The sequence below is a fragment of the Mesorhizobium sp. M0045 genome, assembly GCF_040323385.1.
GTDB lineage: Bacteria > Pseudomonadota > Alphaproteobacteria > Rhizobiales > Rhizobiaceae > Mesorhizobium.
Genome location: NZ_JAMYUY010000009.1, coordinates 39,461 through 55,676, shown reverse-complemented (window position 1 = coordinate 55,676; position 16,216 = coordinate 39,461). Strand labels below are relative to the sequence as shown.

14 protein-coding genes and 1 pseudogene are annotated in these 16,216 nt (G+C 63.4%); 7 read left to right on the top strand and 8 right to left on the bottom strand.

Going from position 1 to position 16,216, the window contains the following annotated elements:
- Positions 1–25: 25 nt before the first annotated feature.
- From NKJ72_RS16290 to NKJ72_RS16260, 7 genes are read left to right on the top strand one after another with little or no spacing between them, the layout of a single operon-like run.
- The gene (locus NKJ72_RS16290) at positions 26–985 is read left to right on the top strand and encodes a carbohydrate ABC transporter permease (protein WP_254816906.1); all 960 of its coding nucleotides are present in this window, start codon (positions 26–28) and stop codon (positions 983–985) included.
- Entirely contained in the window at positions 982–1,926 is a 945-nt protein-coding gene (locus tag NKJ72_RS16285; protein WP_352478185.1) for a carbohydrate ABC transporter permease, read from the top strand. Before NKJ72_RS16290 ends, NKJ72_RS16285 begins: the two co-directional genes overlap by 4 nt.
- A gap of 4 nt (positions 1,927–1,930) precedes the next feature.
- Positions 1,931–3,046: an ABC transporter ATP-binding protein gene (locus NKJ72_RS16280; protein ID WP_352478183.1), complete on the top strand. Its 1,116-nt coding sequence runs from the start codon at positions 1,931–1,933 to the stop codon at positions 3,044–3,046.
- A gap of 5 nt (positions 3,047–3,051) precedes the next feature.
- On the top strand, positions 3,052–4,566 hold the full coding sequence (locus NKJ72_RS16275; protein WP_352478181.1) for a GMC oxidoreductase: 1,515 nt from the start codon (positions 3,052–3,054) through the stop codon (positions 4,564–4,566).
- Positions 4,563–5,324: a 3-ketoacyl-ACP reductase gene (locus NKJ72_RS16270; protein ID WP_254816902.1), complete on the top strand. Its 762-nt coding sequence runs from the start codon at positions 4,563–4,565 to the stop codon at positions 5,322–5,324. The genes NKJ72_RS16275 and NKJ72_RS16270 overlap by 4 nt, the downstream gene beginning before the upstream one ends.
- Before the next feature lie 12 nt (positions 5,325–5,336).
- Positions 5,337–6,965, top strand: a complete 1,629-nt coding sequence (locus NKJ72_RS16265; protein ID WP_254816901.1) for a GMC family oxidoreductase — start codon at positions 5,337–5,339, stop codon at positions 6,963–6,965.
- 10 nt (positions 6,966–6,975) lie between these two features.
- Positions 6,976–7,287: a Dabb family protein gene (locus NKJ72_RS16260; protein ID WP_352478179.1), complete on the top strand. Its 312-nt coding sequence runs from the start codon at positions 6,976–6,978 to the stop codon at positions 7,285–7,287.
- On the opposite strand, the gene NKJ72_RS16255 is transcribed toward NKJ72_RS16260, so the two are convergent.
- The 8 genes and pseudogenes from NKJ72_RS16255 to NKJ72_RS16220 form a co-directional block, all read right to left on the bottom strand.
- Positions 7,288–8,133, bottom strand: a complete 846-nt coding sequence (locus NKJ72_RS16255; protein WP_023675361.1) for an EamA family transporter — start codon at positions 8,131–8,133, stop codon at positions 7,288–7,290.
- Positions 8,134–8,140: 7 nt separating this feature from the next.
- Positions 8,141–9,055, bottom strand: a pseudogene (locus NKJ72_RS16250) (endonuclease/exonuclease/phosphatase family protein).
- A gap of 89 nt (positions 9,056–9,144) precedes the next feature.
- Positions 9,145–10,695, bottom strand: a complete 1,551-nt coding sequence (locus NKJ72_RS16245; RefSeq protein WP_352478177.1) for a cation:proton antiporter — start codon at positions 10,693–10,695, stop codon at positions 9,145–9,147.
- A 141-nt stretch (positions 10,696–10,836) separates the two neighbouring features.
- A complete protein-coding gene (locus tag NKJ72_RS16240; RefSeq protein ID WP_352478175.1) occupies positions 10,837–11,901 on the bottom strand; it encodes an ABC transporter ATP-binding protein in 1,065 nt (354 codons plus the stop codon).
- Positions 11,902–11,917: 16 nt separating this feature from the next.
- The gene (locus NKJ72_RS16235) at positions 11,918–12,709 is read right to left on the bottom strand and encodes an ABC transporter permease (protein WP_352478173.1); all 792 of its coding nucleotides are present in this window, start codon (positions 12,707–12,709) and stop codon (positions 11,918–11,920) included.
- Positions 12,706–13,620: an ABC transporter permease gene (locus NKJ72_RS16230; protein WP_023675356.1), complete on the bottom strand. Its 915-nt coding sequence runs from the start codon at positions 13,618–13,620 to the stop codon at positions 12,706–12,708. The genes NKJ72_RS16235 and NKJ72_RS16230 overlap by 4 nt, the downstream gene beginning before the upstream one ends.
- 64 nt (positions 13,621–13,684) lie before the next feature.
- On the bottom strand, positions 13,685–14,791 hold the full coding sequence (locus tag NKJ72_RS16225) for an ABC transporter substrate-binding protein (protein ID WP_254816895.1): 1,107 nt from the start codon (positions 14,789–14,791) through the stop codon (positions 13,685–13,687).
- 243 nt (positions 14,792–15,034) lie between these two features.
- A complete protein-coding gene (locus tag NKJ72_RS16220; RefSeq protein ID WP_352478171.1) occupies positions 15,035–16,207 on the bottom strand; it encodes an iron-containing alcohol dehydrogenase in 1,173 nt (390 codons plus the stop codon).
- Positions 16,208–16,216 lie beyond the last annotated feature (9 nt).

The following is a 16,216-nucleotide window of genomic DNA, read 5'->3' as shown; positions in this document are numbered from 1 at the left end:
CGGACCCGCGATACGGAATGGATCGATGAGCATAGTTGCTGAAACCAGTATCACGCTGACGCCGGAGCACGACGCCCGTCCGGGCGCTTCGGTGCGCTCGCGCCTGCAGGATGCGCTGCCGAAGCTCGTGCTGGCGCCGAGCTTCGCCGCCACCATCGTCTTCGTCTACGGCTTCATCCTGTGGACGATCTATCTGTCCTTCACCAATTCCAAGACCTTTCCCTCCTATGCGATCACCGGGCCACGCGCCTATCAGCGGCTGTGGCGCTGGACTTTCGAAAGCGATCCGCCGTCCTCCTGGTACACCTCGATCACCAATATGGGGATTTTTGGCTTCCTCTATATTTCCATCTGCCTGGCGCTCGGGCTGTTCCTGGCGATCCTGCTTGACCAGAAGATCCGCGGCGAAGGCATGTTGCGGCCGATCTATCTCTACCCGATGGCACTGTCCTTCATCGTCACCGGCGTTGCCTGGAAATGGTTTCTCGACCCCGGCCTCGGCCTCGAGCAGACGCTGCACCAATGGGGCTGGACGAGCTTCCATTTCGACTGGATCAAGAACAAGGACTTCGTCATCTACACTGTGGTCATCGCCGGTGTCTGGCAGGCGTCAGGCTTCATCATGGCGATGTTCCTGGCCGGCCTGCGCGGCATCGACGGCGAGATCCTGAAGGCGGCGCAGATCGACGGCGCCACCACCTTCCAGCTCTACCGTCGCATCGTCATCCCGCTGCTGCGGCCGATCTTCCTGTCCGCCTTGATCGTCCTCGCGCATCTCGCCATCAAGTCCTACGATCTGGTCGTCGCGCTGACCAGCGGCGGGCCGGGCGGCTCGGCCTGGCTGCCGTCGAACTTCATGTATGAGTACACCTTCAAGCGCAACGAAATGGCCGTCGGCTCGGCCAGCGCCGTGATCATGCTGATGACTATCACCGCGATCATCGTTCCCTATCTCTATTCCGAGCTTCGGGAGAAGCCGCGATGAGCGCCATAGCCACTCCTGCTCGCCAGAGCACTGGCGGTATCAGCGCCAGGACGGTCAACCGTATCGTCATCTACGGGCTGCTGGCGCTGTTTGCGCTGTTCTATCTGATGCCGCTGCTCGTCATGCTGGTGACCTCGTTCAAGACCATGGACGAGATCCAGAACGGCAACATGCTGGCGCTGCCGCAGGCGCCGACCTTCGCACCCTGGATAAGGGCATGGAGCGAAGTCTGCTCGGGTCTCACCTGCGTCGGCATGAAGGGTTATTTCTGGAACTCGATCAAGATGGTGGTTCCGGCGGTCATCATCTCGACCCTGCTCGGCGCGCTCAACGGCTATGTGCTGACGAAGTGGCGCTTTCGCGGGGCGACGCTGGTGTTCGGGCTGATGCTGTTTGCCTGCTTCATCCCGTTCCAGTCCGTGCTCTTGCCGATGGCAACGATCCTCGGCAGCCTCGGCCGGTTCGGCGTCAAGCTGCAGAACGCGACCGGCTTCACCTTCGGCTTCGGCAATCCAACCGTGAACCTGGTGTTCGTTCACGTCGTCTACGGCATCGGCTTCACCACCCTGTTCTTCCGCAATTATTACGAAGCGTTTCCGAACGAGCTGGTGAAGGCGGCGCAGATCGACGGCGCCAGCTTCTTCCAGATCTTCCGGCGCATCATGCTGCCCAACTCGCTGCCGATCATCGTGGTGACGGTGATCTACCAGTTCACCAACATCTGGAACGACTTCCTCTTCGCCTCCGCCTATGCCGGCTCCGGCGACGTGATGCCGATGACGGTGGCGCTGAACAATGTCGTCAACACCTCGACCGGCGTCGTCGAATACAACGTCAACATGGCGGCGGCGATGATCGCCGCGCTGCCGACGCTCCTCGTCTATGTGCTCGCCGGCCGCTATTTCGTGCGCGGCCTTATGGCCGGCGCCGTCAAAGGATAATCGCATGGCTTTTCTGGAAATTGACGGGCTGAAGAAGCGTTTCGGAGCGGTCGAGATCCTGAAAGGCATCGACCTCGACTTGGAAAAGGGCGGCTTCCTCGTGCTGGTCGGGCCTTCCGGTTGCGGCAAGTCCACGCTGCTCAACACCATTGCCGGCCTGGAAACCATCACCGAAGGCGAAATCCGCGTCGACGGACGCACGATCAACGATCTCCACCCCTCCAAGCGCGACATCGCCATGGTGTTCCAGAGCTATGCGCTCTATCCGAACATGACGGTGGCCGGGAATATTGCGTTCGGCATGGAGATGCGCGGCGTGCCGGCCGATGAGCGCCAGAAGGCGATCGACAAGGTGGCGAAGGTCCTGCAGATCGGCCATTTGCTGAAGCGCAAGCCAAGCCAGCTTTCCGGCGGCCAGCGCCAGCGGGTTGCCATGGGTCGGGCGCTGGTGCGCGATCCAAAGCTGTTTCTGTTCGACGAGCCTTTGTCCAATCTCGACGCCAAGCTGCGCGTCGACATGCGCATCGAGATCAAGCGCCTGCACGCCACCACCGGCACCACCATCGTCTACGTCACCCACGACCAGATCGAGGCTATGACGCTGGCCACCAAGATCGCGGTGATGCGCGACGGCGAGGTGCAGCAGTTCGGTACGCCGGCCGAGATCTATAACAATCCGGTCAATCTGTTTGTTGCCGACTTCATGGGCTCGCCGGCGATGAACCTGATCCCGGCGACGATCGGCAGCAACGGATCCGGCTTCTCCGTCGTCATGGAGCGCGAGGCGCGCCAGCCTATCTCGCTGCCGCTGGCCAATGCGCCGGCCGGCCTGTCGGCATTCCACGGAAAACCAATCATCTTCGGCGTCCGCCCGGAAGCACTGACCGATCCCGAAGGGGCCGAACGCAACGCCTCGAACATCGCCCGCGCCGACTGTCACATCGAGGTCATCGAGCCGGCCGGCTCGGATACGTTCGCGGTCACCAATCTCGGCGGCAAGGCGGTGGTGGCGCGGCTGCGCGCCGATGCCAACATCCAGCCCGGCACGGTCACGCCGCTCGCCTTCAACCTTACCAAGGCGGTGTTCTTCGATCCGGCGACCGAGAAACGCATCGTCTGACCGCCATGACAAATCCAGACATCGTCATCATCGGCTCCGGCATCGGCGGCGCTACGATCGCCTCCGGCCTTGCCGGCAGTGGCGCCTCGATTCTGATGCTGGAGCGCGGCGAAGCCCTGCCGGCAACCCCGCACGCACGCGACACCCGCGCGATCTTCGTCGATGGCCACTATAGGCCGAAGGAGATGTGGCTCGAGGCCGGCGGAGCGCCTTTCAACCCGGGCAATTACTACTATGTCGGCGGCAATTCGAAATTCTACGGCGCGGTGCTGATCCGCTACCGCAGGGAAGACTTTTCGGAGATGGAGCACTATGGCGGCATCTCGCCGGCCTGGCCGTTTTCCTACGAGGAATTCGAACCCTGGTATTCCAGGGCCGAGCAGCTGTACCGCGTGCGCGGTGCACTCGGCGAAGACCCGACCGAGCCGTTCCACTCGATGCCCTACCCTTTCGGGCCGGTGCCGGACGAGCCGCCGATCGCGCGTGCCCGCGCCGAGCTCAGGAGCCTGGGCCTGCACCCGGCATCGCTGCCGCTCGGCGTCGACATCGAAGCCTGGCTGAAAGACGGCAGCACGACGTGGGACGCGTTTCCCAACACCGGCGCCGGCAAGGTCGACGCGCAAACGGGGCCGCTGGCGTCGGCCCTTGCCGACCAGAACATCAAGCTCGAGACCGGCGCCCACGTCGAACATCTCGAGGCATCGCCGGATGCCCGGACGATCGCGGCCGTCCATTATCGCCAGAACGGTACGCTGAAGAAAGTCGCGCCAAAGCTGGTCATCCTATCGGCCGGCGCGGTCAATTCCGCCGCCATCCTGCTGCGCTCGCCCACCCCTAACGGCAAAGGCGGTGGCAAAGGCCTGGCCAACCGCTCCGACCAGGTCGGCCGCAACTTCATGAACCACAATTCGAGCGCCATGCTGGCGATCGATCCACGCCGCCGGAACAAATCCGTCTACCAGAAGACGCTGATGCTGAACGATTATTATCTGTCCGACGGCAAGGGCGGCAAGCCGCTCGGCAATGTCCAGCTCCTCGGCAAGATCGACGGCAATATCCTTAAGGCCAATGTCAGGCGCGCGCCCAAATTCGCGCTCGATTTCATGGCCGGCCACGCCGTCGACTGGTATCTGCTGTGCGAAGACCTGCCCGATCCCGAGAGCCGCATCATGCTCGACGGCAAGGACATCGTCATGCAGTGGCGGCGCTCCAACATGCAGTCGCTCGACGGACTGACCAAGGTGATGCGCGAGAATTTCCGCGCCTGCGGCTATCCGATCATCCTGTCGCGTCCGTTTGACAAGCGCACGCCCTCGCATCAGTGCGGCACGGTGAAGATGGGCAAAGATCCAGCGACCTCGCCTCTGGATCCGTTCTGCCGCTCCTTCGACCACAGCAATTTGTTCGTCGTCGATGCCGGCTTCCTGCCGAATTCGGCCGCCGTCAATCCGGCGCTGTCGATCGCCGCACAGGCGCTGCGCGTCGCCGACCACATCTGCAAGACGGAGCTTGCAACATGAGCCGCCCCGCAGCGATCGTCACCGGCGGCGCGCGCGGCATCGGCCTTGCTTGCGCCGAGGCGCTGGCCGATGCAGGCTTCGACATCCTCGTTGCCGACCTTGCCGGCGAAGCCGCCGACGGGCTCGCCGCCGACATCACCGGGCGCGGCGCGAAATTCGCCTATGCCAGCAGCGACATCGCCGACCTCGACGGCCATGCAGCGCTGATCGATGTCGCGACAAGCGCCTTCGGCCGCATCGACTGCCTGGTCAACAATGCCGGCATCGGCAGTGTCCTGCGCGGCGATCTGCTCGAGCTCAAGCCGGAAAATTTCGACCGGGTGCTCGGCATCAATCTGCGCGGCACGGTGTTCCTCAGCCAGGCCGTCGCCAAAGCGATGCTAGGCCTGCCGGGTGATGGTGCGAGATCGATCATCACCGTCACCTCGGTCAGTGCCGCCATGGCCTCGCCGGAACGTTCCGACTACTGCATTTCCAAGGCCGGGCTTTCGATGTGGGTGAAGAACCTGGCGCTGCGGCTTGCCACCGAAAACATCGCCGTGTTCGAGGTGCGGCCGGGCATCATCCGCACCGAGATGACCGCGGGTGTCACCGCCAAATATGACGCGCTGATCGAGAGCGGGCTGGTGCCGGCGATGCGCTGGGGCGAGGGCCAGGATATCGGTGCCGCCGTGGCGGCGCTCGCCGGCGGCAAGCTCGGCTTTTCGACCGGCTCGGTCATCAATGTTGACGGCGCGCTGTCGGTGCCGAGGCTATGAACAGGTGATGCCATGACCGACTTCATAATCGTCGGCGCCGGCCCGGCCGGCTGCGTACTCGCCAACCGGCTGAGCGAAGATCCGTCGCATCAGGTGCTGCTGCTCGAAGCCGGCGGCAAGGACTGGCATCCGCTGATCCACATGCCGGCCGGTTTTGCCAAGATGACCAAGGGCATCGCCGCCTGGGGCTGGTCGACTGTGCCGCAAAAGCACATGAAGGACCGCGTCTTCCGATACACGCAGGCCAAGGTGATCGGTGGCGGCTCGTCGATCAACGCCCAGATCTACACGCGCGGCAACGCCCGCGACTACGACGCCTGGGAGAAGGAAGAAGGTCTTGCCGGCTGGGGCTATCGCGACGTGCTGCCCTATTTCAAACGCGCCGAGAACAATCAACGTTATGCCAACGATTTTCACGGCGACCAGGGCCCGCTCGGCGTGTCGAACCCGATCGCGCCGCTGCCGATCTGCGAGGCCTATTTCCGCGCCGGGCAGGAGATGGGCATCCCCTTCAATCCCGACTTCAACGGCGCCAGCCAGGAGGGCGTCGGCTATTACCAATTGACGCAGAAGGACGCAAAACGCTCTTCGGCCTCGGTCGCCTATCTGCGGCCGATCCGCGAACGCAAGAACCTGACGGTCAGGACCGGCGTTCTGGTGACGCGCATCGTCGTCGACAAGGGCCGCGCCATCGGCGTCGAAATCGTCGACAGGCCGGGCGGCCAGCCAGCGATCCTGCGCGCCGAACGCGAGGTGATCGTCTCGTCCGGCGCCATCGGCTCGCCGAAGCTTTTGATGCAGTCGGGCATCGGCCCGGCCGACCATTTGAAGGCGGTCGGCGTGACGCCTGTGCACGACCTGCCCGGCGTCGGCTCCAATCTGCAGGATCATCTCGACCTGTTCGTCATCGCCGAATGCACCGGCGATCACACTTACGACAACTACGCCAAGCTGCATTGGATGGCGTGGGCCGGCCTTCAGTACCTGCTCCTGAAGAAAGGCCCGGTGGCCTCCAGCCTGTTCGAGACCGGCGGCTTCTGGTACGCCGATCCGACCGCCGCCTCTCCCGATATCCAGCTCCATCTCGGCCTCGGCTCCGGCATCGAGGCCGGCGTCGAGAAGCTGAACAATCCGGGCGTGACACTGAACTCGGCCTTCCTGCGCCCGCGCTCACGCGGCACGGTGCGGCTGAACAGTGCCGACCCGGCAGACCGCCCGCTGATCGATCCGAACTATTGGTCCGATCCCTATGACCGCGACATGTCGATCAAAGGGCTGAGGCTGGCGCGCGAGATCATGCGGCAGAAAGCGCTGCAGCCCTATGTGCTGCGCGAGGTACTGCCGGGACCCGACCTGCAGAGCGGCGACGAGCTGTTCGACTACGCCTGCCGCAGTTCCAAGACCGACCACCACCCGGTCGGCACCTGCCGCATGGGTTACGATGCGATGAGCGTGGTGACGCCGGAGCTCAGGCTACGTGGCATCGATGGCCTGCGCGTCTGCGACGCCTCGGTGATGCCGCGCATCCCCTCCTCCAACACCAATGCCCCGACGGTCATGGTTGGTGAAAAGGGCGCCGATCTGATCCTTGGCCGCGAGCCACTGCCGCCGGCGGTGTTTTCCACCAACCGAGCGGCATGAGGGACAAGGAATGATCCGGCACTGTGTTTTCGTCAGATTCCGCAACGATGTCGCTAACGCCGAGCGGGCGGCGATCCATGCCGATCTCGAAGCGTTGCGGTCGATGATCGGCGGCATGGGCAAGGTCGAATTCAGCGCCAACACCAGCCCCGAGCCCTTCGCCCGCGGCTTCACATACGGCTTCACCATCGACTTTCGCGATGCCGCCGCACGCGATGCCTATCTCGAGCATGAAGCGCATCAGCGAGCCGGCGCAAGACTGGTCGCGGCGCTCGAAGGCGGCACGGACGGCCTGATGGTGTTCGACCTGGAGATCGCGTGACTATCCCATTCTCAGCGCAACCACGCCGGCAACGATGCTGAGCACCGCGGCACCCCGCCATGCCGTCATCTTCTCGCCGAGCGCGAACACCGAGATCATCATGGCGAACAGGATCGATGTTTCGCGCAGCGACGCCACCGAGGCGATCGGCGCCTTGGTCATCGCCCACATCACGATCCAGTAGGCGCCGCCGCTGAGCACGCCGGTATAGATTCCTGCCTTCCAGTCGCGCGCCAGCACCGGCAGTGCCTGTGGGCCGCGAAAGACGACGCAAAGCACCAGCGCCCACAGCGCATCGCAGACGAACAGCCAGGCCGCATAGCTCGATGCGGTGGCGGCCAGCCGCGCGCCGCTGCCGTCCGACAGCGTATAGCTGGCGATGAAGATCGATGTGCCCAACGCGAAACCGACAGCGCGCAGGTTCAATTTCTCCAGATGCGCGCCGCCGCGAAACGACAGCACCAGCGTGCCCGCCGACAACAAGAGAATGCCGAGAATGGCGAGCGGCGCCGGCATCTCGGCAACCACCACAACGCCCCCCAAAGCGGCCAGCAAGGGCGCGGTGCCGCGCGCCAGCGGATAGGTCTGGGCGAAATCGCCGGCCTTGTAGGCGCCGATCAGGAACGTCCTGTAGCCCATGTGGAAGACAACCGAGGCGAGGATGTATGGCCACACTTCCGGCTTCGGCACCTCGACGAAGGGCAACGTCACCAGTGCGGCGGCACCCATGCCGAGCGTCATCAGCGTTATCGACAGGAAACGGTCGAGATGGACCTTGACCAGCGCATTCCAGATCGCATGCATGGAAGCGGCGGCGAGCACCGCGAAAAAGACAAACAGGCTCATCGGCGGTTCATCCGCCGCCCGTCCCTATGGCGATAGGCGTCTCCAGGTCGATATCGACCCAGAGCGGAAAATGATCGGAGGCGACTTGGCCGATATCGGCGCTGACCGATCGCACGCGCCCGGCAAACATGCCGCCGACGAAGCAATGGTCGAGCCGGCGCTTTGCGATCCTGCCGTCGATGGTCTTCACATGGGTGTGGAAGTCCGACGTCGGTTCGCGGGCGACGGCGGCGGCGTCGACAAAACTGTCGAGATAGGCGGCACCGCGATGATAGGGCGCGCTGCCGACGATGCGGCGGTACTCGGCGCTATCCGGCTCCATGTTGAAGTCGCCCAACCAGATCGCCGCTACGGGGTTTTCTGGCTCCCGTTCGCCATTGCTCCAGTTGCCCGCCTACTCGGCGGCGGCGCCGCTCCATGGGCCGCCCTCGGACGGCGCGCGGCGATGCTCGGCCAGCAGATAGTCGATCTGCTCCAGCCGCTCCTCGGCCGCGATATGCGCCAGATGCAGCGAAAAGAACCGCACCGGGCCGGCAGGGGTACGGATCATGCATTCGAGTGCGGCGTTGCGGGTGTTGAGCGGACGCAGCGTGCGCCTGAGCGGCAGCGTGTGCAGCCGCGACCAGACAATCGGCAGCTTAGACAGAACTATGGTGCCGAATTGCCGCCGCCGGTTGACGATGCGGCCGTCACGCCGCTGGCTGGCATCCATGTCGAAGGCCGGGCCGTAGACCCAATGGTAGTCGGGCAGCAATCGCGAAAGAAGTTCCGGCTGGTCGTCCTCGTTGCTGCGTAACCAGTGCCGCTCGACTTCCTGCAAGGCGATGACGTCGGCGCCGGCGACGACCTTGGCGCAACGCGCCAGATCGTAGCGGCCATCGCCGCCGAAGCCGTACTGGATGTTATAGCTGACCAGCTTCATTGCTTATCCGGCTCAGTTTCCTGCTGGCAGTAGCCGTTCGGTGGATTGGTTGCAATGTGCAGCCGAACGGAGGGAGCTTGGGCCAGATGCTAAGTCGTCAGTGGCTGGAACCGCCCGGGCGGGGATGCAGCCAGTTCCGACCAGTCGATCTCTTCCTCGAGGCGGTGGTAGGCCTCGTCGCCGATCGTTCCGTCGATGCGCAGGCGCTCCAGTGCATCGCGCTGGCTCTTGATGGCATAAAGACGCAACCTGTCATACTCGGTCGCCGCCTGGGCATCCTCCGGGTTCTCGGCGATGGCGCGCTGGGCGGCATATTGCTCGCGCACCGCCCCCGCGGCGCTCGACGTCTTGCCGCTGAGCACGTCGAGCGCAGCCTGCATGATGGCGACGCGCGCCCGCGCCACCTCCCGGTCGACCGTCTGGTCGGGCTTGAGATTGAGCACACTCAGCAACGGCTTCAGGCTGACGCCTTGCAGCACCAGCGTGCCGAGCACGACCGTGAAAGCGGCGAGCACGATCGGATCACGGCCCGGAAAGTCGGCCGGCAAGGCGAAGGCTGCCGCAAGCGTCACCAGGCCGCGCATGCCGCACCAGCCGATAAGCACGCCGCCGCGAAATGTCGGCGCGTCCTTCCGCCTGTCCTCGTCGCCCAGACGTGCCAGCGCTCTGAGGATCGCGCCGCAGCCCAGCACCCAGACGAGCCGCGATACGATGACAATGGCCAGCACCGCCAGGGCAAAGACGAACGCCTCGCTTTGTCCTTGCTCGGCAAGTCGACCGACAATCGATCGCGCTTGCAGGCCCATCAGGACGAAGGCCAGGACGTTGAGCACGAACACCGCCGTCTCCCAGACCGAGTAGGAGCTGACACGATTCCTTGCCGGCATGCGGCGCGGCGATGTACGGGCGATCGTCATGGCATAGACGACGATCGTGATGATGGCGGACAGCCCTATCCTGTCGGCCAGGATCCAGACGCCAAAGGTTGAGGCGAATTGCACCACGGTGCCGCTCGCCGGGTCGTCGATACGGCCGAGTATGGCGAGAGACAACCGGCCGAGCACATAGCCTGCGGCAAGGCTGCCGACCGTCGACAGCAGGATCATTGGTACGGCACTGCTCAACAGGATGGAGCCGGCGGCTGCGGAAACCGACATTCGGTAGATCAGCAGTGCCGTCGCGTCATTGAGAAGGCTCTCGCCTTCCAGGATGGCGGTGATGCGGTGCGGTACCTTGAACTGCCCGAGCACGGCCGCCGCTGCCACCGCATCGGGCGGCGCCACAATCGCGCCAAGCGCTATGGCGGCGGCGACGGGCAGGCCTGCCATCGTCCAGCCCACCAGAGCGACCGCCACCGTGGTGAAGATGACGGCGCCAAGCGCCAGCAGGATGAGCGAAACCTTGTAGCGGTTGAGATCGCGCAGCGACGTGTCGTAGGCCGCGTCGAGCAGAACCGGCGCGATGAACAGAGCGAGCGCCAGCTCCGGGTCGATCTCGATGGTCGGGGCAAACGGCAGGAAGGCGATGCCAGCGCCGGCCAGCGCCAACAATGAAGGATAGGGAATCTGCAGACGCCGCGACAGCGCGGTCAGGACGACCGCGATGAGAAGCAGGACAAGGGTGAGTTCAAAAAGCGCCATGCCTTATCGTAGCGGTGAAGCCGGGCGATTGGCACTGCAAAAACGGCGACGGCTTTGGCTGCTGGCGAATGGTGAATGGCTGCGCGTAGAGGAATTTCGGCGCGTAAAGCGCATTCTCACTATTCACTATTCCCTCTACCCCTAATGCAGCACCAGCATGTCGCCCGACGAGAACGAAATTTCGGCCTTTTCGCCGACGGCCGGCGGCGGCGTGGCCGGGCTGTTGAACGTGTCGAGCGAGACCGTGGCGCCGCCGATGCCGACGCGCACCCGGATGACCGAGCCGAGGAAATGCACCTCGGCGATTTCGCCCGAAAGGCTGGAGTCGCGGCCGGGGTGGCGGCCGAGCGAAATCGCTTCCGGACGCAGTGCCAACGACAGCGTGTCGCCGGATTTCGAGCCGTTGAGCTTGCCCTTGAGCGAAACCTCTTGCGAATTGATGCGCACCTTGCCCGAAGCCGCGTCGGTGACCGTGCCTTCAAGCACGTTCAGCGTGCCGACGAAATTTGCAACGAATTTGGTTGCCGGCCGGTTGTAGATCTCGAACGGCGTGCCCACTTGCTCGGCCTTGCCGCCATACATGACAGCAATGCGGTCGGAGATCGACAGCGCCTCTTCCTGGTCGTGGGTGACGAAGATGGTGGTGATGCCGAGCTTCTTCTGGATCGAGCGGATTTCCTCGCGCAGCGACACGCGCACCTTCGCGTCGAGCGCCGACAGCGGCTCGTCGAGCAGCAACAGCTTCGGCTTCGGCGCAATTGCCCGCGCCAGCGCGATGCGCTGCTGCTGGCCGCCGGAAAGCTGGTAGGGATAGCGGTCGCCCATCTGCGGCAGCTTGATGATATCGAGCATTTCGGCAATGCGCCTGTCGGCATCGGCCTTTGGCATGCCGGCGACCTTCAGCCCGAAGCCGATATTCTGCGCCACGGTGAGGTTCGGAAACAGCGCATAGGCCTGGAACACCATGCCGACATTGCGCTGGTTGGGCTTCAGCCGGGTGATGTCCTTGCCGGCCACGACGATCTTGCCGGCGGATGGTTCTTCGAAACCGGCGACCATGCGCAGCACCGTCGTCTTGCCGCAGCCCGATGGCCCAAGGAAAGAGACGAATTCGCCCGGCTCGACGTCGAGGTTGAAATCCTGCACCACGGTGATGGGGCCGAAGGATTTTCGCACATGCTGGATTGAGAGGAATGGCTCGGTCATGGCTTTTTCCTTCGGGTCAGTTCGGACGGTTCGCCGATCGCGGCGCGAAACGCGACAGGATCTGGATCAGCGACATGCAGCCCCAGGTGATGGCGAAGGCGATGATGGCAAGCGCCGCCGGCTCGTAGGCCCGGTTGGCGCCGACGTTCTGCAGATAGGGTCCGAAGGCAGGCCGGTTGAGCAGGCTGGCCATGGTGAATTCGCCTATCACGATGGCGAAGGTCAGGAAGGCGCCCGACAGCACCGCGATCAGCACATTGGGCAGGATGACCCGGGTGATGATCGTGCCCCAGCCGGCGCCGAGAATCTGCGCCGCCTCGGTCAGTGTCCGCACGTCGATCGTGCGAAGTCCGGTGTCGACGGCGCGATACATATAGGGCAGCGCCAGTGTCGCATACCCGATGACCAGCAAGGCATTGGCTCCTGTCTCGCTGCCCAGGAACGGCAGCGGTGAGTTCGACCCGTACATTCTAATGTAGCCGAAGACGATGACGATGGCGGGAATGACCAGCGGCAGCAGCGTGATGAACTCGACGACGGGCCTGAGCTGCGGCATCCGCAGACGGATCCAATAAGCGGTAGGCACCACGATCAGCACGCCGAGAATGATGGTGAAAACAGCAGCGAGTACGGAATAGCCGAAGGTCGCCTGGAAACGGGGGTCGCCAAACACGACTTTGTACGCATCGAAGGAATAGGCGCCGCGCCGCATGCGCATGGAAAATTCCACGGTCGCGATAAGCGGAATGAAGAAGTAGGCAGCGCCCAGCGCGAAGACGACCCAGGCCCAGAAACGTCCGCTCTTCATTTAAGCCACCTTTCCGAGCGCGTCCGGAACCAGATGTAGAAGACATTGGCAAGCCCGGTGATGACGATCATACCGAAGGCAATGGCATAGCCGAGATGGGCATTGTGCAGCACGTCACCGCGGATCTGCGCGTAGAGCAGGATAGGGACGATGTTGAGCGAGGAGCCGGTCAGAGCGTAAGCGGTGGCGATGGCACCGAAGGCGTTGGCGAACAAGAGGATGACGGTGCCGAGGAAGCTTGGCCAGATCACCGGAATGACGACCATACGCCAGAACTGCGCCTGGGTCGCGCCAAGCGTTGCTGCCGCTTCGCCCCATTCCTTCTTCAGCCCGTCGATCGCTGGCACGATGATCACCACCATCAGCGGGATCTGGAAATAGACATAGGTCAGTGTCAGGCCCCAGAACGACAGAATGTTGAAACCATGGGCATAAATGTTGAAGCCGACCAAGACGTTGAGCAGCACCGTGGCGAGCCCGAGCCGGCCGAGCGTCGCGAGAAAGGCGAAGGCCAGCGGCACGCCGGCAAAATTGGAGGCCACGCCGGAGAAGGTCAGTGTCGCCGAGCGTATCCACTCCGGCAGCCCGCCGCGCACGATGGCGATGGCAATGGCAAGCCCCGCGAAAGCACCGATCAGCGACGAGGCGAGGCTGACCTTGATTGAGATCCAGTAGGCGGCAACGATCGACGGCTGCGCCAAGGCCGCTATGTTTTCGAAAGTGAATTCGCCGGCATCGTTCCGGAATGCGCCCAGCATCAGATAGAGCGTGGGCAGGATCAGGAACATGATGGCGAAGATGAAGAAAGGCGCAACGCCAAGCCATTGTGTCGGCAGCCTCATGCTGCGGGCGTCGGCAGGAGGCGCGGTCTTCCCGGCAACAGCGTGATCGGACAACGAGATATCGGTCATGCGCCGGCTACCGTCCTGGAGGTATGCCGGGCGGCGATCTAAGCCGCCCGACTGATCTCAAGTCTTACTTGACGTTGGCGCCGACGACGGCATCCCAGTTCTTGGTGATGGCTTCCTTGGCCTTGCCCTGCTCGTCGAGCGTCGGGAACACCGCGGCCGCATAGGACTCGGCCGGCGGCAGCTTGGCCATCACGTCAGCCGGGAGCTTGCCATTCTTGGCGAGATCGTTGAAGCGGATCGGGTGACAATAGCCCTTCAGCCAGCCGATCTGGCCTTCGTCGGAATAGAGATATTCCAGCCATAGCTTGGCAGCATTCGGGTGTGGCGCGTAGGCGCTGATCGCCTGAACATAGACGCCGGCGACGACACCGGTCTTCGGCACGACGACGTCGACCGGCGGATTGCCCTTCAGCGTATCGCGGCCGGCAAGCGCGTTATAATCCCAGGTCACCAGGATTGGCGTCTGGCCTTGGGCAAGCGTCGCGGGCTTGCCGATGACCGGCACGAAATTGCCGGCGGCGTTGAGCTTCTTGAAGAAGTCGAGACCAGCCGTGCCGGCGGCTTCGCCGGCGGCCGCACCGCTGGAAAGGCCGGCGGCATAGACGGCCTGGATGGCCTGGTTCGAAGCACGCGGGTCACCGGCGAGCGCCACGGTATTGGCAAATTCCGGCTTCAGCAGGTCGGCCCAGTCGGCCGGCGCTTCCTTGACCAGGTCCTTGTTCACCAGAAACGAAAGCACGCCGTAATAGTCGCCGGTCCAAAAGCCTTCGGCATCCTTGGCGCTGTCCGGGATCGAGTCCCAGGTCGATACTTTATAAGCCTGGATTAGGCCATCCTTCTTTGCGGTCGGGCCGAAGCTCAGGCCGACGTCGATAACGTCGGGCGCCTGCGGGCCCTTGTTGTCCTTGTTGGCCTTGATCGCCTCGACCTCGTCGCCGGAGCCGGCATCGGGGTTGAGTTCGTTGATGGTGATTTCCGGATATTTCGCCTTGAAGCCGTCGATGACGGCGCCATAGCCGCACCAGTCATGCGGCAGCGCGATAGTCGTGAGCTGGCCTTCAGCCTTGGCTGCGGCGACCAGTTCATCCATGGACTGGGCCGACGAGATGGCAGAGGTCGCCATCAGGGCGACGGCCGTAAGGGAAAGCAGTTTTCCCGTGAATTTGAACATGTGTTCTCTCCGTTGAACTGACGCCGTTGGACGCCTGCGATGCGGTATCGTTTTCGTGTGACAGCCAGATGAAAGCTTTGTGAAAGCGATGCCCTGCAGTACGAAAAAGTAAACTCTTTTTAACCGGCTGTAGCAATCGCTACGCGGCTATTTTTCCGGCTAACTAGTTTCGGCCTTGCCGTTCATCCTTTCCCCCTTTCTTCGCCTCTTTTCCAAAGTGGATTTCCCAATGCGGAAGTTGTCTCAGACGGCGCCGGCGATGGCATTTTCCAGCAGCGTCAGCGCCGCCTTCTTGGTCAGCTTGACCGGGTTGCCGCCGGCGGTCGGGTCGACCACCGCCATGTCGGCGATCAGGCCCTTGCGCTTCTTGTCCATGTCGAGCCCCTTGATCAGGCCGGGCAGCGCATGCGGCACCTTGAGCTCTTTGCGCAGCTTGATGATCGCCTTCGCAAAACCGTCGAAGCCGCCCTTGATGCCGCAATAGGCGGCGAGCCGGGCGATGCGCGGCTCGATCGCCTCGCGGTTGAAGGCCAGCACATAGGGCATGAACACGGCGTTGGTCATGCCGTGGTGGGTGTCGTAGAGCGCGCCGATCGGATGCGACAGCGAATGAATCGCGCCAAGCCCTTTCTGGAAGGCGGCGGCCCCCATGGCGGCCGCGCTCATCATGTTGGCGCGGGCGACCAGATCCTTGCCGTTGGCATAGGCTTTCGGCAGGTTTTCGAAGACCAGCCTGATGCCTTCCACCGCGATGCCGTCGGCCATCGGGTGATAGCCCGGCGCACAATAGGCTTCGAGGCAATGGGCAAGCGCATCCATGCCGGTGCCGGCGGTGATGAAACCGGGCATGCCCACCGACAGCTCCGGATCCGCAATGACGATCGCCGGCAAGAGTTTGGGATGGAAGATGACCTTTTTGGTGTGGGTCGCCTCATTGGTGATGACGCCGGCGCGACCGACCTCCGAGCCGGTGCCGGCCGTGGTCGGCACCGCGATGATCGGCGCGATCGCATCGGCATCGGCGCGCGTCCACCAGTCGCCGACATCCTCGAAATCCCAGACCGGGCGTGTCTGCCCGGCCTGGAAGGCGATCAGCTTGCCGAGGTCGAGCGCCGAGCCGCCGCCAAAGGCGATGACGCCGTCATGCTTGCCCTGCTTGAACACGGCGATGCCGGCGGTCAGGTTGGAATCGACCGGGTTCGGCTTGACCTCGGAAAACACGCCATGCGGCACCTTGGCATCGTCCAGTATTTTCAGCGTCGAAGCCACCACCGGCAGTTTGGCCAGTCCCGGGTCGGTAACGAACAGCGGCCGCTTGATGCCGGTCGCCGCCAGCACCTCCGGCAGCTCCTTGATGCGTCCGGCGCCGAAGCGGACGGTGGTCGGGTAGTTCCATTTGGAAACGAGTTTTGTCATTTTTGTCTT

Coding starts and splice junctions, on each gene's coding strand:
- NKJ72_RS16255 (WP_023675361.1), bottom strand. CDS start 8,133: ATGAGCCTGTTTGTCTTTTTCGCGGTGCTCGCCGCCGCTTCCATGCAT.
- NKJ72_RS16265 (WP_254816901.1), top strand. CDS start 5,337: ATGACCGACTTCATAATCGTCGGCGCCGGCCCGGCCGGCTGCGTACTC.
- NKJ72_RS16285 (WP_352478185.1), top strand. CDS start 982: ATGAGCGCCATAGCCACTCCTGCTCGCCAGAGCACTGGCGGTATCAGC.
- NKJ72_RS16290 (WP_254816906.1), top strand. CDS start 26: ATGAGCATAGTTGCTGAAACCAGTATCACGCTGACGCCGGAGCACGAC.
- NKJ72_RS16225 (WP_254816895.1), bottom strand. CDS start 14,791: ATGTTCAAATTCACGGGAAAACTGCTTTCCCTTACGGCCGTCGCCCTG.
- NKJ72_RS16245 (WP_352478177.1), bottom strand. CDS start 10,695: ATGGCGCTTTTTGAACTCACCCTTGTCCTGCTTCTCATCGCGGTCGTC.
- NKJ72_RS16260 (WP_352478179.1), top strand. CDS start 6,976: ATGATCCGGCACTGTGTTTTCGTCAGATTCCGCAACGATGTCGCTAAC.
- NKJ72_RS16240 (WP_352478175.1), bottom strand. CDS start 11,901: ATGACCGAGCCATTCCTCTCAATCCAGCATGTGCGAAAATCCTTCGGC.
- NKJ72_RS16280 (WP_352478183.1), top strand. CDS start 1,931: ATGGCTTTTCTGGAAATTGACGGGCTGAAGAAGCGTTTCGGAGCGGTC.
- NKJ72_RS16235 (WP_352478173.1), bottom strand. CDS start 12,709: ATGAAGAGCGGACGTTTCTGGGCCTGGGTCGTCTTCGCGCTGGGCGCT.
- NKJ72_RS16220 (WP_352478171.1), bottom strand. CDS start 16,207: ATGACAAAACTCGTTTCCAAATGGAACTACCCGACCACCGTCCGCTTC.
- NKJ72_RS16275 (WP_352478181.1), top strand. CDS start 3,052: ATGACAAATCCAGACATCGTCATCATCGGCTCCGGCATCGGCGGCGCT.
- NKJ72_RS16270 (WP_254816902.1), top strand. CDS start 4,563: ATGAGCCGCCCCGCAGCGATCGTCACCGGCGGCGCGCGCGGCATCGGC.
- NKJ72_RS16230 (WP_023675356.1), bottom strand. CDS start 13,620: ATGACCGATATCTCGTTGTCCGATCACGCTGTTGCCGGGAAGACCGCG.